This window comes from Nesterenkonia sp. PF2B19, from assembly GCF_001758425.2.
Classification (GTDB): Bacteria; Actinomycetota; Actinomycetes; order Actinomycetales; family Micrococcaceae; genus Nesterenkonia; species Nesterenkonia aethiopica.
This window is the reverse complement of the sequence record NZ_MDSS02000055.1, coordinates 1-23,740: the sequence shown is the minus strand read 5'-3', so window position 1 is coordinate 23,740 and position 23,740 is coordinate 1. Positions and strand designations below refer to the sequence as shown.

Here is a 23,740-nt window from a genome sequence, read left to right as displayed (position 1 = left end):
CCCGACGGGTCCCGGCCGCGCAGCCGCAGCGCCCAGGCGCCGAGCGGGAGACGGAGGAAGGCCGACCCCGCCCTACTGGTGGCCTTCCGAGTCCTGCGGGCGCGGAGTCGCGACGACGCCTACGCGAACCTCACACTCCCCGGAGAGATCCGTCGCGCCCGGCTGGACCGTCGGGACGCAGGTTTCGCCACCGAACTCGCCTACGGCGCCCTGCGCGCCCAGGGGACCTACGACGCGATCATTGCAGCCTGCGTGGACCGGCCCTTGGACGCGCTCGACGCCCCGGTGCTCGATGCCCTGCGCCTCGGCGCCCACCAGCTCCTGGGGATGCGAGTGGACGCCCATGCCGCCGTCTCGGAGACCGTGGCCTTGGTGCGCGCCGAGATCGGGGCCGGACCGGGAGGCTTCGTCAACGCCGTGCTGCGGCGCCTGAGCGCCGAGGACCGTGAGACGTGGATGACGCGGCTTGCCGAGGAGAAGTCGCTGGAGCCGGGCTCCGACGAGGACCTCGGCCTCCGGCACGCGCACCCCTCCTGGGTGGTGCGGGCCATGAAGCAGGCGCTGCGACTCGACGGTCGCTCCGGCGAGCTGGAGGCCGCCCTCGCCGCTGACAATGCCGCCCCGGTGGTGCATCTGGTCGACCTCCCCGCCGCTGGGGAGCCGCGTCTCGCCGGCGCCTTGTCGGCAGGCGCGGAGCCCAGCGACCTGCTCGAGGGGGCGGCGGTGTTCCGTGGTGGGGACGTCGGACGCCTGCCCGGCGTCCGCGAGGGTGAGCTGCGCATCCAGGACATCGGCTCGCAATGGATCGCCCGCGCCGTGGCGGGTTCCTTCACCCCTGAGACCGTGGACCCCGACGTCGCCGGTGAACACTGGTTGGACCTGTGCGCAGGCCCCGGCGGCAAGGCGGCCCTGCTGGCCGCGCTGGCCGCTGAGCAGGACGCCGCGCTGGTGGCCAACGAGCCCTCCGCGCATCGCGCCGAGCTGGTGCGCCAGGCCCTGGCTCCGATCCGGACCGACGCCTGGACGGTGCGCGAAGGCGACGGCCGCACCATCGGCGAGGATCCGGCCGTGGCTGATCTGGTCTCCACCCATGGCGGGTTCGACCGGATCCTGGTGGACGCCCCCTGCACCGGGCTGGGAGCCCTGCGGCGGCGCCCCGAGGCACGGTGGCGTCGCCGCCCCGCAGACCTCGCGGAGCTGACGGTGCTGCAGGAGGAGCTGCTCGACGCCGCCGCCGATGTGCTCGCGCCCGGCGGGCTGCTGGCCTACGTGACCTGTTCACCGCATGTGGCCGAGACAGTGGTGCAGGTCGAGGATCTGCTGCGGCGTCGCCCGGACCTGCGGCTGCTGGACGCCCATGACGCCATGACGGCCGTCAGCTCTCCGCTGGGGGCCGAGCTCCTCCGCTCCGTGCCCCTGCGCGAAGCAGGCGACGAGACCAGCACGAACAGCCGAACGGTGCAGCTGTGGCCCCATGTCCACGGCACCGATGCGATGTTCTTCGCCCTCCTGTTCCGCCCCACCCAGTCCGACTGACGCATAGGATCAGACCCGTGAACACTCCTGCCGACCCTGCTGCCAGCCCTGCTGCCGACCCTGCTTCCGACCTGGCGGCCGACGCCCAGCACCGACGCTCCCCCTGCATCCACCCGAGCATCCTCAACGCGGACTTCGCGAACCTCGCACGGGAGATCTCCCGGATCAGCACCGCAGACGCCGTGCATGTGGACGTCATGGACAACCACTTCGTCCCGAACCTCACCCTCGGGCTGCCGGTGGTGGAGTCGATCCGGAAGACAACCGACCTGCCCCTGGACATCCACCTGATGATCGAGGACCCCGACATCTGGGCTCCGCAGTACGCGGAGCTGGGCTGCGAGTCGGTGACCTTCCACGCGGAGGCGGCGAAGGCCCCGGTCCGCCTGGCCCGGGAGCTGCACGCCCAGCAGGCCCAGGCGGCGATGGCGCTCAAGCCGGCCACCGGGATCGAACCCTACCTGGACATGCTCGGCGAGCTGGACATGCTGTTGATGATGACGGTGGAACCCGGCTTCGGGGGCCAGGCGTTCCTGGATCTGGTGCTGCCCAAGATCCGACGGGCCCGCCGTGCGGTCGACGACCTCGGCGGGCAGATCGCCGTCCAGGTCGACGGCGGCATCAACGCCGAGACCATCCTGCGTGCCGCGGACGCGGGCGCCGACACCTTCGTGGCCGGCTCGGCGGTCTATTCCGCTGAGGATCCCGACGCCGCGATCGCCGACCTGCGGGCGCTGCTGGCCCGCTGAGAGGGGCCAACACACAGTCGGGCCTCACGGCCCGGAACAGGCCCGGAGATGACAGAACCGGCGGTGCTCTCAACCTTCCCCTGAAGAGAGCACCGCCGGTACATCTGGAAGTCTAGCGGAAACCGAAGCGCGGCTGCACCACCGTGGTGTGGTCGCCTCCGACCGGGTGCAGCTCCTCGCGGCGCAGCTCCCCGATGGCCTCCTCGAAGTCATCGAGGTTGTCGAAGCCCCGGTAGACGGAGGCGAAACGCAGATAGGCGACCACGTCGAGCTTGCGCAGCGGTCCCAGAATCGCCAGGCCGACGTCGTTGGCGTCCACCTCGGCATTGCCCGAGGCGCGGACCGCCTCCTCCACCTCCTGGGCGAGGACGGCCAGGTCATCGCTGGAGACCGGGCGGCCCTGGCAGGCCTTGCGCACACCATTGATGACCTTCGAGCGGTCGAACGGCTCAGCGGCGCCAGAGCGCTTGATCACGTTGAGGGAGGTCGTCTCCATGGTGGTGAACCGCTTGGAGCACTGGGGACACTGCCGCCGACGGCGGATGCCGGAGCCGTCCTCGAGCATGCGCGAGTCCACGACTCGCGAGGAGTCATGCCGACAGTACGGACAGAACATCTCGGCACCCTCCTCTCGTCCTCATCGTGGGGCACCGGACCACGACCTGTGATGCCATGATTGTATCCACAACATGTAGAGCGGACAAAATCATTCACCACAAGATGTAGTGCCTCAGCCGTTCAGGCAGCTCGGTCCCAGCAGGACTTTCAGGTCCCCGTACAGCGACGGCGACGGCGTCACCTGGTACTGCGGACCCAGACGCATGACCTCCACCTTGTCGCCTGAGAGCAACTGGACATGCACCTCGTTGCCGCCGCGATGCCGCTGCAGCACCTCGCCGAGCTGGGTGACGACCTTCTCGTTGGCTCGCTGGCTGGGCACGGTGAGCACCACCGGTCCGCTGTTGGCCTCGCCGTCGAGCTCCGGGACGATCATCTCCTGGGCGGAGATCGACACCGAGCCGTCGTCGCGCCGCTGCAGCCGACCCTTGATGGCGACCACCAGGTCCTCGGCGAGCACCGTCGAGATCGGCTGATACGCCTTGCCGAAGAACATGACCTCGATCGACCCGGCCAGGTCCTCCACCTCGACCTTCGCATAGGGGTTCCCCGACGACTTCGCGATGCGTCGCTGCAACGTGGTGATCATGCCCGCGATCGTCACCGTCGCCCCGTCCGGGGGACCCTCCTCGCTCAGCAGCGAGGAGATCGAGCGGTCCGCATGCTGGGCCAGGACCCGCTCCAGGCCCTGCAGCGGGTGGTCGGAGACATAGAGTCCCAGCATCTCCCGTTCGAAGGCCAGCTTGTCCTTCTTGTCCCACTCGGGCAGGTCGGGCACCGTGACCTTCACCGAGTCGCCCAGGTCCACATCGGCGTCGGCGAAGAGGTCGAACTGGTTCTCGGCCTCCTTCTTCTTCTGCCCGATGGACTGGTCGATGGCCTGCTCATGCACCGAGACCAGAGCCCGCCTCGTGTCCCCGAGCTCGTCGAACGCTCCAGCCTTGATCATGGACTCCACCGTGCGCTTGTTGCACACGTGCAGCGGAACCTTCTGCAGGAAGTCTGCGAACGATTCGTAGGCGCCCTTCTCCTGGCGGGCGTCCACCAGACCGGCGACGACGTTGGCGCCCACATTGCGGACCGCACCCATGCCGAAGCGGATCATGTCATCCCCGACCGGGGTGAACGTCAGCGCCGACTCGTTCACGCTGGGCGGCGTCACTGTGATGCCCATGCGGCGGCACTCGGCCAGGTACAGGGCCAGCTTGTCCCGGTTCTCCCCCACCGAGGTCAGCAGGGCCGCCAGATACTCTGCCGGATAGTTTGCCTTCAGATAGGCGGTCCAGTACGCGACCAGCCCATAGGCGGCGGTGTGCGCCTTGTTGAACGCATAGTCGGAGAAGGGCAGCAGGATGTCCCACAGGGCCTGGGCCGCCGCCTCCGAATAGCCGCTCTCCTTCATCCCTTCGAAGAAGCCGACCTGCTGCTTGTCCAGCTCGGCCTTCTTCTTCTTGCCCATCACGCGACGCAGGATGTCGGCCTGTCCCAGCGAATAGCCCGCCACCCGCTGGGCGATGGCCATGACCTGCTCCTGGTAGATAATCAGGCCGTAGGTGGTGTCGAGGATGTCCTCCAGCGGCTCCTCGAGCTCCGCATGGATCGGGCTGACCTCCTGCTGGCCGTTCTTGCGCAGCGCGTAGTTCGTATGCGAGTTCGCGCCCATGGGCCCCGGACGATACAGCGCCAGCGCCGCGGAGATGTCCTCAAAGTTGTCCGGCCGCATCAGCCGCAGCAGGGAGCGCATGCCTCCGCCGTCGAGCTGGAACACGCCCAGCGTGTCCCCCCGGGCCAGCAGGTCATAGGCCGGCCGGTCGTCCAGGTCGAGAGTCTCCAGGTCGACGTCCACGCCCTTGTTGTTCCTGATGTTCTCCAGGGCGTCAGAGATGATCGTCAGGTTCCGCAGACCCAGGAAGTCCATCTTGATCAGACCCAGCGACTCGCAGATCGGATAGTCGAACTGGGTGATGATCGCGCCGTCCTGCTCACGCTTCATCAGCGGGATGATGTCGATCAGCGGATCCGAGGACATGATCACCCCGGCCGCGTGGACGCCCCACTGGCGCTTCAGACCCTCCAGGCCCGACGCGAGGTCGAAGATCTCCTTCATCCGCGGATCGGAATCCAGGAACTCCCGCATCTCCACAGCCTCGGAGTAGCGGGGCGAGTTCTCGTCATAGATCTGCGACAGCGGCATGGGCTTGCCCATGGCGTCCGGCGGCATCTTCTTCGTGAGCTGGTCGCCGGTGGAGAACGGCTCACCCATCACGCGGGCCGAGTCCTTCAGCGCCTGCTTGGACTTGATGGTGCCGTAGGTGACGATCATAGCGACGCGCTCGTCGCCGTACTTGCGCACCACGTAGTCGATGACTTCGCCTCGACGACGGTCGTCGAAGTCGACGTCGAAGTCAGGCATGGACACACGGTCCGGGTTGAGGAAGCGCTCGAAGATCAGTCCGTGCTGCAGCGGGTCCAGGTCGGTGATGCGCATCGCGTAGGCGACCATCGATCCCGCGCCGGAGCCGCGGCCCGGCCCCACGCGGATGCCGTTGTCCTTGGCCCACTTGATGAAGTCGGCGACCACCAGGAAGTAGCCCGGGAAGCCCATCTGGGTGATGACGCCGATCTCGTACTCGGCCTGCTTCCTGACGTCGTCGGGCACCCCGGAGGGGTACCGGTAGGCCAGCCCCCGCTCGACCTCTTGGATGAACCAGGACTCCTCGGTCTCACCCTCCGGGACGGGGAAGCGGGGCATGTAGGAGGCCGACTCGTTGAACTCCACCTGGCAACGCTCCGCGATCGCCAACGTGTTGTCGCAGGCCTCCGGGAAGTCGCGGAAGAGATGCCGCATCTCCGCCGCCGATTTCAGGTAGAACTCCTCGGAGTCGAACTTGAACCGGTTCGGATCGTCCAGGGTCGAGTTCGACTGCACGCACAGCAACGCGCCGTGGGCCTTGTGGTCATGCTGGTGGGTGTAGTGGAGGTCGTTGGTGGCCACCAGCGGGAGGTTCATCTCCTTGGCCAGCTTGAGCAGATCCGCCTTGACTCTTCGCTCGATCTCGAGCCCGTGGTCCATCAGCTCGCAGTAGAAGTTCTCCTTGCCGAAGATGTCCTGGAAGTCACCGGCGGCCCGCTTGGCCTCCTCGTACTGCCCCAGGTGCAGACGGGTCTGGATCTCCCCGGACGGACAGCCGGTGGTGGCGATGATGCCCTTGCCGTAGGTCTCGAGGATCTCCCGGTCCATGCGCGGCTTGAAGTAGTAGCCCTCGATGGAGGCCAGGGAGCCCATCCGGAAGAGGTTGTGCATTCCCCGGGTGTCCTCGGCCCACATGGTCATGTGGGTATAGGCACCGCCGCCGGAGACGTCCTTCTCCCCTGCAACACCGTCGCCCCACTTCACCCGACGACGCTCGGACCGGTGCGTGCCCGGCGTCAGATACGCCTCCAGACCGATGATGGGTTTGACATCGTACTGCTGCGCGGTCTTCCAGAACTCATGGGCCCCGAAGAGGAACCCATGGTCCGTGGTGGCCACCGCCGGCATGCCCAGACGCTGGGTCTCCTCGAAGAGCTCTCCGATCTTCGCGGCGCCGTCGAGCATCGAGTACTCGGTGTGGTTGTGCAGATGGACGAAGTCTCCGGACATCGTCAGACCTCCTCGATGATGCGCAGGGCCTCCACGAGGTCCTGCGGATACTCGGAGCGGAAGCTCACCCAGTCGCCCGACGCGGGATGGGTGAAGCCGAGCTCATAGGCGTGCAGCCACTGACGGGTCAGCCCCAGTCGGGCCGCCAGGGTCGGATCCGCGCCATAGGTCAGGTCACCCGCGCAGGGGTGCCCCAGGGCGGAGAAGTGCACACGGATCTGATGCGTCCTCCCCGTCTCCAGTGAGACCTCCACCAGGCTGGCCCGGCCATAGGCCTCAAGCAGCCGGTAGTGCGTGCGGGAGTCTCGCCCGTCCTCGATGACGGCGAAGCGCCACTCGTGCCCGGGATGCCGACCGATGGGCGCGTCGATGGTGCCGTCGACCGGGTCTGGCAGCCCCTGCACGAGGGCGTGATAGGTCTTGCTGGGGGTCCGGGTGCGGAAGGCGTCCTTGAGCACGCTGTAGGCCCGTTCGGTCTTCGCCACGACCATGATCCCGGAGGTCCCGACGTCGAGCCGGTGCACGATGCCCCGGCGCTCCTGGGCGCCTGAGGTGGAGATCTCGACCCCCAGGGCGAGCAGGCCGCCGATCACGGTGGGCCCGGTCCAGCCGGGCGACGGGTGAGCAGCCACGCCCACGGGCTTGTCGACGACGACGATGTCATCGTCCTGGTGCAGCACGTGAAGATCCTCCACGACGTCCTCCACCACCTCCAGGGGGTCGTTCCACACGGGCACCGTCACCTGGAGCGACGTGCCCACCGGGAGCTTCTCGGACTTCTTCACCGGACGGCCCATACGCCGCCCGTCCGCGTGGACCGCCGCCCCGGACGCGAGCCAGCCGGCCGCCTCCGTGCGGGAGATGCCGAAACGTTCGGCGAGCACGGCGTCCGCACGGGATCCGTCACGGTCCGAAGAGACCTCGACGAGCACCGTCGACGCCTCCTCGAGGCCGGTCATCGGGGATCCTCCTCCGGTTCGCCGCCGTCCGCCTGCTCCTCAGCGTCGCGGGCCTTCCCCTCGCGCGTCCCGTCGATGTCGAGGCCGAAGACCAGCATCGCGCAGATGCCGATCATGGAGCAGACGATGAACGAATCCGCGACGTTGAAGATCGCGAAGTTCGGCACCGCGATGAAGTCGACGACCTCACCGTGTCCGAAGCCGGGCGGCCGGAAGAGTCGGTCCGTGAGGTTCCCCGCCACTCCTCCGGCGAGGCCTCCCAGGCCGAGCGCCCACAGCCACGATCCCCCAAGCCTGCGGGAGTGCCAGAGGACGAACAGCAGCACGCCGGACATCACCAGGGTGAAGAACCAGGTGTGGTCGGTGCCCAGGGAGAAGGCGGCGCCGGGATTGAGGTGGTACCGCCAGTAGAGCACCGGCGGAAGCACGTCGATCTGCTCGCCCAGTGTCATGGTCGACTCGACCCACCATTTGGTGAGCTGATCGGTGGACCAGGCCAGGACGGCCACGGCGGCGGCCGTCAGGACCGCCGCCCGGCGGGACGGGCCTTCTGCGGAGGAGGGCGTCGACACAGGAGGGAGCTGACCGGTGCTCACAGCTCGGCGCCGGTGGCTTCCTTCTCGATGGAGCCGCGGCTGTTGAGATCCGCGAGCTGACCCTCGATGTAGTCCTTCAGACGTGCTCGGTAGTCGCGCTCGAAGCTGGTGAGCTCGCTGACCTTGGTCTCCAGGTCGGCCTTCTTGCGCTCCAGGACAGCCAGGGTCCGGGATGAGGTGAGCTCCGCCTCTTCGATCATGTTCTCCGCGCGGGTCTCCGCCTCGGTCACGATCTCCGCACGCTTGCGCTCAGCCTCGGCGATGTACTCGGCCCGGGTCTTCTCACCCTCGGCGATGTACTGGTCCCGGGTGGTCTCACCCTCGGAGATGTACGCCGCCCGCGTCTGCTCACCCTCAGTGATGTACTGCTCGCGGGTGGTCTCACCCTCGGAGATGTACGCCGCCCGGGTCTCCTCGCCCTCAGAGATGTACGCCGCGCGAGTCTGTTCGCCCTCGGCGATGTAGGCCGCCCGGGTCTGCTCACCCTCCGCGATGTAGGCCGCCCGGGTCTGCTCACCCTCAGCGACGTACTGATCGTGCAGCTTCTGAGCCATCGCGAGCACGCCGGTGGCGGTGGAGGCCACACCGTCGGCGTCAGCACCGGACTCGTCGACGGTCTGCACCTCAGGCGCCGGCTGGGCCGGCCGGGTGCCCAGCGGGTACTCCGGATACGCCGTGACGGCGCTGTCCTGGGCGGACGGAGCCTCAGGCTGCTCCTCCGACTCCGGCGCGTCGGTCTCCTCGGAGGCCTCCGGCTCGACCTCCGCCTCCGCCTCCGAGTCCTCGGTGATCGGTGCGAACGTCCCGGTGACCTCGGCGGCGGTGCCGGCGTAGCCGGACAGGCCGGCGTCCTTGAGCTCGTCGGGCTCGAGGTTCGCGGGGTGCTCCTCGAGCTGCTCCTCGAGGGCCGCGACCTGGGCCTTGAGATCCTCGTTCTCCTGGATCAGGCGACGGAACTCGACGACGACGTCATCGAGGAAGTCGTCGACAGCGTCCTTTTCGTAGCCGGGACGGAACTTGGTCTCCGGGAACTCCTTGTTCAGGAGGTCGTCGGGAGTCAGGGCCATGCAGTGTCACCTCGTCGAGAAGCGGTTCAGCGTGAAGGCGCGGTGCCCATCGTCGGCCCGCAGACCTACAGCGTCCTGGGGATGTCGAGCGGTCACCGGACAGAATACCCGGTCCGCGGCCTGGGGTTCGACCTCAACCTTCAAGCGAGGCTTGGAGCTGGACCGGAGAAGGACCTGATCAGGCCATGCCGATGCCGCGCACGACCATCTTGGCGATGACGACCCCCAGGAAGACGATGATGAATCCCATGTCCAGGGCGATTCCGCCGAGATTCAGCGGCGGGATGCGCTTCTGGAGCCAGCGGATCGGCGGGTCGGTGACCGCATAGACCGCCATGGCCACTGCCAGTGCCAGGCCCTTGGGGCGCCACTGGCGCGCATACTGCTGGGTGATGTCGAAGATGATCCGAATCACCAGGGCCAGCTGGTAGACGGTCAGCAGCAGATAGATCGGAGCGGCGATGAGGTCCACGGTTCGGCGTCGTTCCTCTGATCAGTGTCGGTGTCATGTCAGGGCTCGGGCAGATGCCCCGCAGGACCTCGTGTCAGCCCCGGAGGCTCAGCTCTGGTTGAAGAACTGCGCGGACGACGGCGAATCGCCGGCCGCGCGCTCCTCGGCGAGGACCTCCACGTTCTTGGGGGTCAGCAGAAAGACCTTGTTCGTCACACGCTCGATCGACCCGCCCAGGCCGAAGACGAGGCCTGCAGAGAAGTCGACCAGTCGCTTGGCCTCCGCCTCCCCCATATCGGTGACGTTCATGATCACCGGGATGCTGTCGCGGAAGGACTCACCGATGACCTTAGCATCGTTGTAGGAGCGCGGGTGGACGGTGGTGATTCGACGCATGGCGGAACTCTCATCCCGGGAGGAGGGGGCACGCTTGATGGGGGTCACCGGAGCACGGTACTCGGGATCCACCGCGAGGCTGGAGCTGTTGTAGGCGGAGGAGTCCCCCTGCTCGGCGGCTCCCCGCGCCTCGACGTTCCGTGCGCTGCTCGCCGCACCTGCACCGTGTGCCGCCGCATCGATCGAGACGACCTCGGACCCCCGCGAGGTGCTCGAGGCCGGGACGGCCGCCACAGGCCCGGTGCGGAGCGATGAGGCACTGGGCTCGGGAGCCCGCGACGCGGCGGATCCCTGGCGCGGAGCGGGGGCCTCAGCACGCGCCGCGGGACGCTCCTCGGCGCGTGCGCGCTCGTCTTCGTACTCGTCTCCGTCGGCCAGGCCGAGGTAGATCATGGTCTTCTTGAATGCACCGGCCATGAGGTCACTCCTGGGAAGGTCGGGACCTCCGTCGCCCCGCTCGATTCGAGCAGGAATCGCACGCAGGCCGGGAGGTCCTGGGGTTGTCACTGCGCGTCTCCGACACTATCGCGGCGCCGGGCGGTTCCCGAGGACATCCCGTCCGATGCGCAGGTGTGTCGCGCCGTGCGCCACGGCCTCCTCCAGGTCATTGCTCATTCCCGCTGAGACCATGACTGCCTCCGGATGCACCGTGCGCAGCTCCGCGGACAGTTCGGCGAGTCTGGCGAACGCCGGGCCGGGCGGCTCGTCCAGCGGCGCCACGGCCATGAGCCCCGCCAGCCGCAGGCCCTCTGCCGCCTGCACCGAATCGGCGAGCTGCGCGATCTGCTCCGGCCGTGCTCCGCCTCGAGCGTCCGAGGGGATCTCGGTGCGCAGATCCACCTGGATGAGACAGTCGACCTCACGGGCCCGCCCTGCTGCCGGCGCCCCCGCCTCCTGAGACTCGGCACTGCCGGCCGCGGCACGTCGCAGCGCCTTGAGCAACGAGGAGCGATCCACAGAGTGGACGCTGGAGGCGTAGCGCAGGACCGATCGGGCCTTGTTGGACTGCAACTGCCCGATGAAGTGCCAGCGCGGTGGGGCGAGCGGCCGGTCTGGATGGTCCGCGGTGTGGGCGGCGATGAGCCGACCCACCGCGTCCGCCTTGGCCGAGGCCTCCTGGTCCCGGTTCTCCCCCACATCCGTGACGCCCAGATGCAGCAGCCGCAGGACATCCTCGGCGGGGAAGAACTTGGTGACCACGATCAGCTCCGGGCGTTCACGCCGGCCGACCAGCGCCACGGCCCGATCGATGCGCGCCCGGACGGCGTCGAGCCGTTCCCGGAGCTCCTCGGTGCGGTCGTCCTCCAGCTCGGGCGATGAGGTGCTGTGCAGTTCCACCCCTCCACTCTAGGTCAGGGACGGTGCGGATGCCCGGTGGCTCAGCGTGCGCGCCAGACGAGGCCCGCGAACCGACCCTCGCCCGGTGCACGCCGATGGGAGAACAGCGTGTCGTCCTCGATGGTGCAGCCGGCCAGCTGGCGGACCTCCACGCCGCGGCCGCGCAGTACTTCCTCCGCCTCGGAGCGAAGATCCAGAGCAGGTGTCCCCCAGGTCGTCTCGGAGGCGATCGCGGGCCTGCGCACGGCCAGCTCGTCCCGCATGGCGGCAGGCACCTCGTAGCAGGAGCCGCAGGCTCCCGGACCGATCCAGGCCTGGATCCGTTCGGCGCCATGCTCGTGCAGCGCCGCCACCGTGTTCTCCAGCACTCCGTCCAGGAGCCCGGCACGGCCCGCATGCGCCGCGGCCGTCACCAGGGCCTCGCCGCCAGGGGCCCTGGACGTCCCGCCCGACGCCGTGCGGCCGACCATCAGCACCGGCAGGCAGTCGGCGACCATGATGCCAGGGGCTCGGCGCCGGCCCGGGAGAACCAGGCGTCGCCGGTCGGTGCGGCGCCCGGAGAGGCAGGATGTGCCGAGCGTCGAGCACCGTGGCCGAGTGCACCTGATCCAGGAACCGGAGGGTCCCCGGTTCCACACCCATGCGCTGCTGCAGCGCGCGACGGCGGACCTCGATCTGTTCGGCGTCCTCATCGCCCACGTGTCGGGCCAGATTGCCGGCCCTGACAGACGTGAAGGCGACGTGGACGTCGCCTCCGGCGGCTGTGTCGTGCCACCAGTACAGCGAGTCCACGCCGCCAGCCTCCGTCATCGACGGGTCGTCACTTCAGGAAGTCGGGCACGTCCAGATCATCGCTGCGGCTGCCGGTGTAGTCCGACTCCACGATGTCCGGGATGTCCTGCTTCTCCTGGCCCTGATGCGCCTGGCGCTGGACCGGCGCGGTGTCGTGCTCGCCGCCGTGGTGCTGCGGAGCGGCGTGGGAGGGCTGCTGGACGGGCACGGTCCCGGGCACGGAGTTTCCGGAGACGGGGACCGTCCCCGGAACGGTCGCCGGGGCGGGACGCTGCGCGGGTGCCGGGGACGCGGCCCGCGGCGCCTGCGGAGCGGCGCCTGCGGCGCGGCCTGAGCAGGAGCCTGAGCAGGAGCCGAGGTGGCGTCGACCTGGTCGAAGCCTGCGGCGATCACCGTGACGCGAGCCTCGTCGCCGAGCGCATCGTCGATGACCGCGCCGAAGATGATGTTCGCCTCGGGATGGGCGACCTCCTGCACGAGACGGGCGGCCTCGTTGATCTCGAACAGACCCAGGTCGCTGCCGCCCTGGATGGACAGGAGCACGCCGTGGGCGCCGTCGATGGAGGCCTCGAGCAGCGGCGAGGCGATCGCCAGCTCAGCGGCCTTGACCGCACGGTCCTCGCCGTTGGCCGAGCCGATGCCCATCAGTGCCGATCCGGCGCCCTGCATCACGGACTTGACGTCGGCGAAGTCGAGGTTGATCAGACCCGGGGTGGTGATCAGGTCGGTGATGCCCTGGACACCGGAGAGCAGCACCTGGTCCGCCGAGCGGAAGGCGTCGAGGACCGAGACGTTCTTGTCGGAGATCGAGAGGAGACGATCGTTGGGGATGACGATGAGGGTGTCGACCTCGTCGCGCAGCGCCTCGATGCCGGTCTCGGCCGAGGACGCCCGGCGGCGGCCTTCGAACGTGAACGGACGGGTCACCACACCGATGGTCAGCGCACCCAGGGAGCGCGCGATGCGCGCGACGACGGGCGCACCGCCGGTGCCGGTCCCACCGCCCTCGCCGGCGGTCACGAAGACCATGTCAGCACCCGTGAGCACCTCTTCGATCTCCTGGGCGTGGTCCTCGGCGGCCTGTCGGCCGACCTCCGGGTTGGCGCCGGCGCCGAGACCTCGCGTCAGCTCGCGGCCGACGTCGAGCTTCACATCGGCGTCGCTCATCAGCAGTGCCTGGGCGTCGGTGTTGATGGCGATGAACTCGACGCCCCGCAGGCCCACCTCGATCATCCGGTTGACGGCGTTGACTCCGCCTCCACCGATGCCGACGACCTTGATCACGGCCAGGTAGTTGTTCGGTGTTGCCACGTTGTGTGTCCCTTGCTCGTCTCTCACGTCATGGGCACGGAGACCCCCGTCGCCCGCTGAGTCGCTGCGCGACTCCTCACTGTCCATCCACCGAAACCGCCTGGGCTGTTCCGGCTGACCCGTCGGACTTCCCGGCCGGACCGGTATGGTTCGCGGTCACACCGGGCCGGTGCTCGGGAAGCCCTGACGTCGCTGCGCTCGTCGAGCAGACGGGAGCCTCCGTGCTCATGACATTCTTCTGCTGGTCCACAACCCTCGGCAACGTTCAAGTTGCACTTGAACCTTAGGTCTCCCGCGAACGTTCGACCTGGCTCGAAGGTTGTTCTGCCCGCCACTCTACCGGCGCCGCCTGGACACCGCCCGACCATCCGGCGCGGCGGCGCGCCACGGAGCCCTGACGGGCGAGTTCACCGCGTCACGGGCGTGTCCGGAGTGGAGATGTCGATCGTGTCGACCTCCGTGAAGTCCTCGGCCTCGGAGGCCAGGATGGCTTCCAGGACGACGGCCTTCTCAGCGCCACGCTCGGCTCCTCCCCAGACGACGGTCCTGCCGTCGTCCAGGATCAGCTGGACCGAGTCGATCGAGTCCGCCGTCGCGGAGTCCATGGCCTCGCGCGCGCTGGCCGGCAGCTCCCCCAGCACGGCCACGATGGTGCTGAACACGGCGTCGTCCCGCAGGGCGGCCTCCTCGCTGATCCGCGGCGTCGCGTGGTCGTCCGCCTCGGGGTCCTCCGGATCCGCGAAGGTGCTGATCACCTCGCCGTGCTCGTTGTAGAACTGCAGCTCGTCGCCGTCGAGGACCTCCGCCACCGGCGGATGCTCGATGATCTCCACCGTCAGCGTGTCCGGGAGCTCCCCTTGGACCACGACGTCGTCCACCACCGGCTCCTCGGCGAGCAGCTCCTGGACCTGGGCGTTGCCCACCTGTGGCAGCGGTCTGCCGTACAGCGGCTGGAGAAGCTCCTGGGCGCGGGACTCGGTGAGCAGATCGTTGCGCTCCACCTGGATGTGATGGATCGTCAGCAGCGGCGAGAAGTACAGCACCCCGACCACGGCGACGAGGACCCCGACCAGTCCTATCGTCCACCCGAGGCGACGACGTCGGCGACGACGGGTGCTGACCACCTCGGGCTCGGGGAAGGGCAGCGGCTCGGCGTCGTCGTCCTCGTCGAGGTGCCAGTCCTGTGACTCGGAGGGAGGCCCCGCGACCGGGCGACTGCTCGATCGTTGCGGAGGCGCGTCACCGGGGTCCTCGAAGACCTCCTCGGCAGTGCGCCGTGATCGGCGCGGCATCTCGGTCTCGAGAGGCACGACGACGTCCCCCTCGGTGGGCCCGGCCCCGGCCGGGCCGCTCTCGGCGACCCGTGAGGCGGTCTCCTGCGCAGGGGCCTCCTGGAAGACGTCGTCCTGTGGCGGCTCGGCGCCGGCGTCCCCGTCCACCGACGGGGGCCTCGCCGCGGCCCTCGTCGGTCGACGAGGTCGGCGCGGTGGGCGCGGTGGGCGGGGGCTCATCCGCGCAGAGCCTCCACGAGGTCCGGCCCCAGGGCGGTCACGTCCCCCGCCCGAGCGTGAAGACGATGTCGCCGGAACGGGCCGCGTCGGCCACCGCCCGCACCGCGTCCTCCCGGCCCATCCGGGCACCCCGTGGAGCGTCGTCCCGAGCGAAGAGCGGGTCAGCGATGAGCCCCGAGGTGACTCCCGGCAGCGGCTCCTCCCGGGCAGGATAGATCTCCAGCACGGCGACCGTGTCGGCCGCGGCCAGGGCCTCGGCGAACTCCTCGGCGAAGAGACTCGTCCGGCTGAACAGGTGCGGCTGGAAGACCGCGTGGACCTGCCCGTGCTCCCCCACCGCGGAACGGGCGGCGGCGAGCACGGCGGCCACCTCGGTGGGATGGTGGGCATAGTCGTCATAGACGCGCACACCCCGGTGCTCGCCCCGGTGGTCGAAACGGCGGGCCGCCCCTTGGAAGTGCTCGAGCGCCTGGGCGCCCTCGTGCAGATCCAGGCCCGCCCGCAGGCCGACGGCCAGGGCCGCGAGGGCGTTCAGCGCATTGTGACGGCCTGGGACGGCCAGCTGCACCTCGGCGCTCTCCCGGTGCTCCGGCACCCCCGACGTGCCCGCGGTCACCCCGGAGTCCTCACCGTTCCCGGCCCGCGTGACGACGAACCGCTGGCCCAGGGCGCCGACGGCCGCTTCGATGTGCTCCCCCAGGCGCAGGTCCGCCTCCGCGGAGGAGCCGTAGGTGGTGACCGTGACGCCACGCCTGGCCAGTGCCGGGCTGACCTCTGCCAGCAGGCGCCGTGCCCCGTCGTCGTCCTCGCAGATGATCAGCTCGCCGCCGTCGAGGATGCGCTCGGTGAAGTCGACGAAGACCTGGTGCACCGCCTCGGCTGTGCCGTGGTGATCGAGGTGATCAGCCTCCACATTGGTGATGACCGCCACCTCGGGCCGATAGTTCAGCAACGAGCCGTCCGATTCGTCGGCTTCGGCCACGAACCACTCCCCGCCGCCGGCGGCGGCGTTGACACCGAGGCCGGCGACCGTCGCCCCCACGGCGAAGCTGGGCTCGAGACCGGCCTGTTCGAGCAGCACCGTCGTCATGGAGGAGGTGGTGGTCTTGCCGTGCGTGCCCGCCACCGCGACGGAACGGCGGCCCGACATGACGGCGGCAAGCCCCTCGGAACGGTGAAGGACCCGCAGACCGCGGCGCACCGCCTCGTCATGTTCCGGGTTTCCGGCCGTCGCGATGGAGGAGGCGATGATCGTGGTGATCGGCTCCCCCGTCTCCTCCTCCACCGAGGGCAGGTTCTCAGCCCGGTAGCCGACCCGGACAGGCGCTCCGGCAGCACGGAACTCGTCCAGGACCGGCAGCTCCTTGCCGTCAGTGCCGGAGATGGGCACTCCTGCCGCCTGCAGCAGGCGTGCCACGGCAGAGACCCCCACCCCGGCGAGTCCCAGCAGATGCACCCGCCCCAGCTGGGCCGGGGTCAGCGGGTCGCGGCCGGGCTCCCCGGCGGGGCTCGGCTCGGAGCCGGTGGCGGTGGTCATGCCTGTCCCTCCCGGCGGGCGGCGTCGAGCGCCGCCTGCGCCATACGATCGTCGGCGTCAGTGATGCCGCGTTCTGCGACGTGGCCCTCCATGGTCCGCAGCAGTCGCGGATCCTCCAGCAGAGGCACCACATTGCGGCCGAGCCACTCCCTGGTCAGGTGCTCGTCCTTGACCAGCAGGGCGCCGCCGGCGTCGACCAGCTCCCTCGCGTTGAGCTCCTGCTCCCCGTTGCCGATCGGCAGCGGCACGAACACAGCGGGCAGCCGCACGGCGGCGATCTCGCACACGCTCGCGGCACCGGACCGGGCGATGATGAGGTCGGCGGCGGCATAGGCCCGCTGCATGCCGTCCAGGTACTCGCGCTGATGGTACCCCTCCCGGCGGACCGGGGAACCGTCGTCGCCGAGCACAGCCTTGTCCCGGCCGGTCAGGTGCAGCACCTGTGCTCCCGTGGCCAGCAGGTCATCCAGCGACTCCGCCACGGCCCGGTTGACCGAGGCAGCCCCGGAGGACCCCCCGGTCACCACCAGCGTCGTCCGATCCGGCTCCAAGCCAGATCCTCACGGGCCGAGGCGCGGGCGGCGGTGCGGTCCAACTGAGAGATCCCCCGGGACATGGGCATCCCCACCCACTGCGCCCCCTTCAAGGGAGTGCCCTCGAACGCCACGCCGATGAACGCCGCCACCCGAGAGCCCAGGCGGTTGGCCAGCCCAGGCCTGGCATTGGCCTCATGCACGATGATCGGCACGCCGATCCGGCGCGCGGCCAGATAGACGGGGGTGCAGACGTAGCCGCCGACGCCGATCACGACGTCGGCCCCGCGCCGGGTGAGGATCTCTGCGGCGTCGTCGATCGCTGCCCGGAAGCGCCCGGGGAAGCGCAGCATGTCCCGCGACGGTCGACGCGGCATGGGGACCTTCTCGATCATGTCCAGCGAGAAGCCCGCCTCCGGGACCAGGCGGGTCTCCAGCCCGGTCTCGGTGCCGATCATCGACACCTCCGCCTCGGGAGCGAGGCGCCCGACGGCGTGGGCGATCGCGATCATCGGTGAGACGTGGCCGGCGGTGCCGCCGCCGGCGAGGACCACGGATAGAGTGCTCATGGTGTGTCGGCCTTCTTCCTGTCGTCGCCGGCGCCGAGGCGGATCCTCGCCGGGCGCCGACGGTGTGCGGTGGGGAGACTCACGGAAGGGGGAGCGCCGCGGGGCCCGCGGGCCGGTGCCGAAGGCGCCGGGTCGGGTCCCTCCTCGGACGTCGCGACGTCCGCAGGGGCGGCCTCCCTCGGATCGGCGGGATTCTGGGCACGTTCCTGCCGCCGACGCCGGTGGGCGAAGTTCAGCACCACGCCGACCGCCAGCAGGGCACAGGTCAGCGCCGACCCGCCGTAGGAGATGAACGGCAGCGGCACACCGATGACGGGAAGCAGCCCCGTGACCATGCCGATGTTGATGAAGGCCTGGCCCACCAGCCAGGCAGCGATGCCCATGCAGGCCAGGCGAGCGAAACGGTCGTCGCTGTTGGCGGCGATGCGGAAGATCCCGACGATCAGCGCGCCGAAGAGCAGCAGCACGACCAGCGTGCCCAACAGTCCCAGCTCCTCGCCGAGCACCGTGAGGATGAAGTCGTTCTCCACCTCGGGGATGTAGTGCCACTTCTGCCGGGACTGGCCGAGCCCCACACCCCAGAAGCCGCCGGTGGCGAGCGCGTAGATCCCCTGCTGCGACTGATGGCAGGGGTCGGACGCATGGTCGCAGTTCATCCCCAACCACGCCTGGATGCGGAACAGTCGGTTGGCGCTGGTCCAGGCCAGCAGCAGCACGGCGATGACCGCCGAGGCCGCGGTCACGACGAAGTAGCGCCAGGACACGCCCACGGTGAACAGCAGCGTGCCGACCATCAGCAGGATGATCAGGCTGGTGCCGAGATCTCCGCCGAGCAGCACGAGCAGCAGGATCGACAGGGTGCCGGGCAGCACCAGAGGCATCGCCCAATGGACGAACCGGCGGACCAGTCGGCCCTTGCGGGTCAGCACGGCCGCGCCCCACAGCACGAGCGCCAGCTTCGCCAGCTCGGAGGCTGACCGCCGATCGAGCCGATGCGGATCCAGTTCCGCGACCCGTTGACCTCGTGGCCCAACGGAGTGAAGACCACCAGCGCCAGCAGGATGCCGGAGAGGATCATCAGCACCCATCCCAGCAGACCGAGGGATCGGTCCGGGAGCCGGGAGATCACCAGCATTCCCAACAGCCCACCGACGGCCCACATCGCCTGCCGAGTGAACAGGGTGAACGAACTGCCCGACTCGCCGAAGGCGTCGACCGACGAGGAGGACAGCACCATCGTCAGTCCGATGGCGGTCAGGGCCAGCGTGGATCCCAGAACGAGCCAGAAGTTGGTGTGGGCGCTGCCACCCTCCATGAAGCCCCAGAAGCGACTGATCCGAGCAGACCAGCGGGAGGCGCGCTCGGCCTTCCAGCTGCCAGGCTCTCCGGATGCCTGGCCGGCGGCATCGCTGGACGCTGCCGAGCCGACAGACCCTGCAGGGTCGGCAGGGTCGGCAGGGTCGGCAGAGTCGGCCGTACCCGCCGGATCCGGCGGGCCGGCCTCGACGAGCCGCAGCCGACTGCGCAGCTCCTCGGGGCTGGGCGTCTCGCCCGCCCCCGTCGTCGTATCGGCCTCATCATGTGCCGGGGCGCCCAGGGCCGGGGCCTGTGCTCCCGACTCCTCGACACCGCTCTCATCCGCCTCACGGGGCGCCCCCGGCGCGGAGGAGGAGCCATGCGACCCTTCCTCCGGCGCGAACCGTCTGACGGATGGGAGACGCGGTCGTCGGTCGTCCATTCCGTCCTCCTGATCGGTGGTGCTGTGCTCAGCGGTCTTCTGCCCGCCGCAGCGGCTGCTCCTCGCCCTCTGCAGGCTCCGTGTCTGCGGGCTCCATGTCTGCGGGCCCGGGGTCGGCCGGTCCGTGGCCGGGCTCCGAGGTCCCCTGCGCGGATCGCCGCTCCATCAGCTCGGCCACCGCGGCGATGAAGGCATCCCCCCGGTCGCCGTAGGAGTCGAACTGGTCCATCGACGCCGCGGCCGGGGCGAGGAGGACCGTCTGCTCGGGTTCGGCGACGTCCGCGGCCGTCTCCACCGCCGCACGCATCGCCTCGGCGCCGTCGGCACCCGCCAGGCGGCGCTCCAGCAGGCTCAGCGGTGCGCCTCCATCATCACCCACACGGCCACCGACCACCGGCACGCCCGGCGCGTGTCGTGCCAGGCTGGACCTCAGCTGGGAGGAGTCTGTACCCACCAGGATGACGTGTCGGAGGCGGGAGGCCGCCTGTGCCACGAGGTCGTCGTAGACGACTCCCTTGGGCAGTCCCCCAGCGATCCAGACGACGTCCTGGAAGCTGAGCAGGGAGGCTGCCGCAGCATGCGGGTTCGTCGCCTTGGTGTCATTGATCCACAGCACGTCCTGGGATTTCGCCACCGGCTGGATGCGGTGCTGGCCGGGCTCATAGTCCCGGATGCCCTCCCGGACCGCATCCGGCGAGACGCCTACGGCACGCGCCAAGGCCGCAGCGGCCAACGCATTGGCCACCAGGTGCTGCGGGGCCACCGGGCCGAAGTCGGCGAGCCGGCCGATCTCCAGAGCCTGGTGACGACGTTCGACCAGGAAGGCACGGTCCACCAGCACGTCCTCCACCATCCCCAGCATCGAAAGCCCCGGGGTGCCCGTCGTGAAGCCGACCGCGCGGCACCCCTCCTGGACGTCCGCGTCGGCGACCATCTCCTCCGTGACGGGATCATCGACGTTGTAGACGCACGCCACGCGCGTGTTCTCGTAGATCCGAGCCTTGTCCGCGCGGTAGTCCTCGAATCCCCCATGCCAGTCGACATGGTCAGGAGCGAGGTTCAGCACGGCGGAGGCCGCCGGGTCCAGAAGCTCGGTGTAGTGGAGCTGGAAGCTGGAGAGCTCCACGGCCAGAGCGTCGAAGCCCTCAGGATCGCGGATCGCATCCAGCACCGGCATGCCCACATTGCCACAGGCGACCGCCCGGCGACCGTCCGCCCGCAGCATGGACTCGAGGAGCCCGACAGTGGTGGTCTTGCCATTGGTGCCGGTCAGGACCAGCCACTCCGGCGTCCGCGCACCGGGCCGCGGACCCAGGCGCCAGGCGAGCTCGACCTCGGACCAGACCGGGATCCCAGCCGTGGAGGCCTCCGCGATGATCGACGCATCAGGCGCCAGCCCGGAGAGGTCACCACCAGCTGGGCAGGCTCACCGGCCACCGTCGGCAGCGCCGCGGTGTGCTCCGGGCCGAGCAGCACCTCGCCGACCCCGACGATCTCGAGGGTCTGCGCATCGCGCCGCTGCTTCTCCGCCGTGCCGCCGTCGACGACGACGACCTGTGCGCCCAGCTCGACGAGGGTGTCCGCCGCGGCGAACCCGGAGACGCCCAGGCCGGTGACCACGACCCGCAGACCCTCCCACGGAGCGTCCCAGCCCATGAGGTCCGGTCGCACCGTCGGGCGTCGGCGGTCGTCGCCGTCCGGGGCGCCGTGCGCGCTGTCCTGCCCGGCGCTCACTGGGTGAGCACCCACTCTCCGTAGAACACTGCCAGGCCCAGGCCGACCGCCAGTGCCCCGACGATCCAGAAGCGGACCACCACGGTCACCTCCGCCCAGCCCTTGAGCTCGAAGTGGTGCTGCAGCGGCGCCATCAGGAACACCCGTCGCCCGCCGGAGATCTTGAAATAGCCCACCTGGATGATCACCGAGAGGGTGATGAGCACGAACAGCCCGCCCAGGATGATGAAGAGCAGCTGCGTGTGGGTCAGGATCGCGAAGGCGGCGAGAGCGCCGCCCAGTGCCAGCGATCCCGTGTCGCCCATGAAGATCTTCGCCGGAGAAGTGTTCCACCACAGGAACCCGATCAGGCGCCCGTGATGATCCCGGCGAGCAGCGCCATGTCCATGGGGTCGCGGACCTGGTAGCACACGCTGTCCACGGCGCGCACAGCACCGCAGGTCTGGTTGGACTGCCAGATCGACATGATCGTATAGGCCGCCGTGACCATCGCCGTCGCACCGGCGGCCAGGCCGTCCAGCCCATCTGTGAGGTTCACCCCGTTGGTGGTGGCGGTGGCGATGAGGTTCGCCCAGATGACGAACAGGATCGCCCCGAGCACCGGGCCGGCGAAGGCCAGATCGATCACCGTCTCCCGCACGAAGGAGATCGCCGTGGACCCGGGCGTGATGCCCCGGTGGTCCGGGAAGTTCAGGGCCAGGACGGCGAACAGCACGCCCACCACGCCTTGGCCGGTGATCTTGGCCCAGGGAGTCAGCCCCAGGGACTGCTTCCGGGAGATCTTCGCGAAGTCGTCCGCGAAGCCCACCAGTCCCATGCCGACCATCAGCAGGAGCAGCAGCAGCCCTGAGGCGCTGGGCCCCGACGTCTGCTCCCGAGTGAGCAGCATGAACAGGTGCGCCAGGAAGTAGGCGACGACCACCGCGATCAGGATCACCGCACCGCCCATGGTGGGAGTGCCGCGCTTGACGTGGTGGGACGTCGGGCCGTCGTCGCGGATGAACTGTCCGTAGCCGCGCTTGACCAGCAGCCGGATGAACAAGGGGGTGCCCAGAAGAGTCAGGACAAGGCCCAGCACAGAGCCGATCACCACTGCTACCACGAGCCACCTGCCTTCCCGCCGTCGACGTCCGCGGACCCCTTCGCGGCGATCCGGTCTCCCAGCAGTCTAAGTCCTGCACTGTTCGACGACTTGAACAACACGACGTCCCCGGCGCTCAGCTCCTGGTCCAGATGGGCCTCGGCCTCCTCGACCGTGGCCACCCAGTGGACCTCGGAGCCCCAGCTTCCCTCCGCAACGGCCCCGCGGTAGAGCGGATAGGCCTCCTCGCCGACCACCAGGGTGCGATCGATGTTGAGCCGGACCACCGTCTCCCCGAGCTGCGTGTGGCGGATGATCGATTCCTCACCCAGCTCCAACATGGCGCCGAGCACGGCCACGGACCGTCGACCCGTAGGTCGGGTGATCATCGCCAGAGTGCGCAGCGCCTCGCGCATCGACTCCGGGTTGGCGTTGTAGGCATCGTTGATGACGGTCACGCCGTCGGGCCGCTCGGTGCGCTCCATGCGCCACCGGCTCCCCGGGCCCCGGCCCTCAAGACGGGCCGCGATGCTCGCAGGGGCCACGCCCGCCGCACGGGCGCCGCGGCGGCGGCCAAGATGTTGGTCACGTGGTGGACGCCGGTCAGTCCGCTGGCGAGCTCGTGGACCTCCTCACCGAAGGCCAAGGTCAGATGGGGGTGCCCCTCCTCGTCCAGGCCGACGTCCCGTGCTGTCACCGCCCCCGGCAGCGCATCCATCGAGTCGGAGGAGAACCAGGTGACCGGCGCGGAGGACGCGTCGGCCATCCGGCGCACCTGGCGTCGTCGTCGTTGAGCACGACCGTCCCCTCGGGGCCGACCTCCTCCACCAGCTCCTGCTTGACCTCCGCGATCCGGTCGGCCCCGCCGAACTTGCCGGCATGGGCCGAACCGACCATCAGGACCACCCCGATGTCGGGACGCACCATCTGCGCCAGATACCGAATGTTCCCTGGGCCGTCGGCCCCCATCTCCACGACGAGGTGCCGAGTGTCCAGCGAGGCGGTGAACACCGTCAGGGGCACACCCACTTCGCCGTTGTAGGAGCCCTGCGGGGCGACGGTGGGCCCCTCCTCCTCGAGGATCCCCTTGAGCAGGTCCTTGGTGGTGGTCTTGCCCGCCGATCCGGTGATGCCGATGACGGTGGTCGGCGAATGCGCGCGGATCCGGCGGACGATCTCCGCGGCGAGCCGGCCCATCGCCGCAACGACGTCGTCGACGATGACCGCAGGGTGGGTCCGGCCGTGAGGGTCAGTCGTCTCTCGCTCGGCCAGCACCAGCACCGCGCCGGCGGCGAGGGCAGCATCGATGAAGAGATGACCGTCGGTGGTCTCGCCCGGCTTGGCGATGAACAGGGCGCCGGGCTCCATGGCGCGTGAATCGGTGTCTGCCGCCGAGGCGATCACCGCCTGCGGGTCGTCGATGCCGACGAGGCGGCCGGTGGTGATCTCGGCGATCTCCGCCGCAGAGAGCTCGATCATGCTGTCTCGGGTCCGATCTGTGGGGGTCGTGGCGGTCAGGTCGAAAGCGCGCCCACCGCGCCCGGAAGGCGGCCGCGGGGCGGCGGGCGGGCTCAGCCGGCG

14 protein-coding genes and 5 pseudogenes are annotated in these 23,740 nt (G+C 69.5%); 2 read left to right on the top strand and 17 right to left on the bottom strand.

The genetic code is table 11. The features are described from left to right. Both BCY76_RS13755 and rpe read left to right on the top strand, forming a co-directional pair. On the top strand, positions 1 to 1,536 hold a 1,536-nt coding region (locus tag BCY76_RS13755; RefSeq protein WP_237090172.1), incomplete at its 5' end, for an RsmB/NOP family class I SAM-dependent RNA methyltransferase. Between the two features lie 71 nt (positions 1,537 to 1,607). After that, positions 1,608 to 2,285: a ribulose-phosphate 3-epimerase gene (rpe, locus tag BCY76_RS13750; RefSeq protein ID WP_070162396.1), complete on the top strand. Its 678-nt coding sequence runs from the start codon at positions 1,608 to 1,610 to the stop codon at positions 2,283 to 2,285. A 112-nt stretch (positions 2,286 to 2,397) separates the two neighbouring features. Here the strand turns inward: rpe and nrdR are convergent, their stop codons facing one another. The 17 genes and pseudogenes from nrdR to BCY76_RS13665 form a co-directional block, all read right to left on the bottom strand. Then, positions 2,398 to 2,901: a transcriptional regulator NrdR gene (nrdR, locus tag BCY76_RS13745; RefSeq protein WP_070162374.1), complete on the bottom strand. Its 504-nt coding sequence runs from the start codon at positions 2,899 to 2,901 to the stop codon at positions 2,398 to 2,400. 114 nt (positions 2,902 to 3,015) lie between these two features. After that, the gene (dnaE, locus tag BCY76_RS13740) at positions 3,016 to 6,546 is read right to left on the bottom strand and encodes a DNA polymerase III subunit alpha (protein WP_170922703.1); all 3,531 of its coding nucleotides are present in this window, start codon (positions 6,544 to 6,546) and stop codon (positions 3,016 to 3,018) included. Between the two features lie 2 nt (positions 6,547 to 6,548). Further along, the gene (locus BCY76_RS13735) at positions 6,549 to 7,505 is read right to left on the bottom strand and encodes an RluA family pseudouridine synthase (RefSeq protein ID WP_070162378.1); all 957 of its coding nucleotides are present in this window, start codon (positions 7,503 to 7,505) and stop codon (positions 6,549 to 6,551) included. Beyond that, positions 7,502 to 8,077: a signal peptidase II gene (lspA, locus tag BCY76_RS13730; RefSeq protein ID WP_083277781.1), complete on the bottom strand. Its 576-nt coding sequence runs from the start codon at positions 8,075 to 8,077 to the stop codon at positions 7,502 to 7,504. Before lspA ends, BCY76_RS13735 begins: the two co-directional genes overlap by 4 nt. Positions 8,078 to 8,097: 20 nt before the next feature. Further along, entirely contained in the window at positions 8,098 to 9,168 is a 1,071-nt protein-coding gene (locus tag BCY76_RS13725) for a DivIVA domain-containing protein (RefSeq protein ID WP_085437819.1), read from the bottom strand. 178 nt (positions 9,169 to 9,346) lie between these two features. After that, a complete protein-coding gene (locus tag BCY76_RS13720) occupies positions 9,347 to 9,640 on the bottom strand; it encodes a YggT family protein (protein ID WP_070162384.1) in 294 nt (97 codons plus the stop codon). 87 nt (positions 9,641 to 9,727) lie between these two features. Continuing rightward, the gene (locus BCY76_RS13715; protein WP_070162386.1) at positions 9,728 to 10,432 is read right to left on the bottom strand and encodes a cell division protein SepF; all 705 of its coding nucleotides are present in this window, start codon (positions 10,430 to 10,432) and stop codon (positions 9,728 to 9,730) included. A gap of 105 nt (positions 10,433 to 10,537) precedes the next feature. Further along, positions 10,538 to 11,353 carry a YggS family pyridoxal phosphate enzyme gene (locus BCY76_RS13710; protein ID WP_070162388.1) on the bottom strand — a complete coding sequence of 272 codons (816 nt, stop codon included), beginning with the start codon at positions 11,351 to 11,353 and terminating at the stop codon, positions 10,538 to 10,540. Positions 11,354 to 11,394: 41 nt separating this feature from the next. Then, a complete protein-coding gene (locus BCY76_RS20040; RefSeq protein ID WP_272896853.1) occupies positions 11,395 to 11,850 on the bottom strand; it encodes a polyphenol oxidase family protein in 456 nt (151 codons plus the stop codon). 328 nt (positions 11,851 to 12,178) lie between these two features. Continuing rightward, positions 12,179 to 13,456, bottom strand: a complete 1,278-nt coding sequence (gene ftsZ / locus BCY76_RS13700; RefSeq protein ID WP_237090171.1) for a cell division protein FtsZ — start codon at positions 13,454 to 13,456, stop codon at positions 12,179 to 12,181. A 407-nt stretch (positions 13,457 to 13,863) separates the two neighbouring features. Then, positions 13,864 to 14,895: a cell division protein FtsQ/DivIB gene (locus tag BCY76_RS13695; RefSeq protein ID WP_070162392.1), complete on the bottom strand. Its 1,032-nt coding sequence runs from the start codon at positions 14,893 to 14,895 to the stop codon at positions 13,864 to 13,866. Between the two features lie 109 nt (positions 14,896 to 15,004). Beyond that, on the bottom strand, positions 15,005 to 16,504 hold the full coding sequence (murC, locus tag BCY76_RS13690) for a UDP-N-acetylmuramate--L-alanine ligase (protein ID WP_336582422.1): 1,500 nt from the start codon (positions 16,502 to 16,504) through the stop codon (positions 15,005 to 15,007). Continuing rightward, positions 16,501 to 17,606, bottom strand: a pseudogene (locus BCY76_RS13685) (UDP-N-acetylglucosamine--N-acetylmuramyl-(pentapeptide) pyrophosphoryl-undecaprenol N-acetylglucosamine transferase). The gene murC and the pseudogene BCY76_RS13685 overlap by 4 nt, the downstream one beginning before the upstream one ends. Beyond that, a pseudogene (gene ftsW / locus BCY76_RS13680) lies at positions 17,603 to 18,843 on the bottom strand (putative lipid II flippase FtsW). Before ftsW ends, BCY76_RS13685 begins: the two co-directional pseudogenes overlap by 4 nt. 643 nt (positions 18,844 to 19,486) lie before the next feature. Further along, positions 19,487 to 21,000, bottom strand: a pseudogene (gene murD, locus BCY76_RS13675) (UDP-N-acetylmuramoyl-L-alanine--D-glutamate ligase); the annotation flags it as partial. A gap of 74 nt (positions 21,001 to 21,074) precedes the next feature. Next, positions 21,075 to 22,180: pseudogene (gene mraY, locus BCY76_RS13670) on the bottom strand (phospho-N-acetylmuramoyl-pentapeptide-transferase). Beyond that, a pseudogene (locus BCY76_RS13665) lies at positions 22,174 to 23,638 on the bottom strand (UDP-N-acetylmuramoyl-tripeptide--D-alanyl-D-alanine ligase). Before BCY76_RS13665 ends, mraY begins: the two co-directional pseudogenes overlap by 7 nt. Between the last annotated feature and the right edge of the window lie 102 nt (positions 23,639 to 23,740).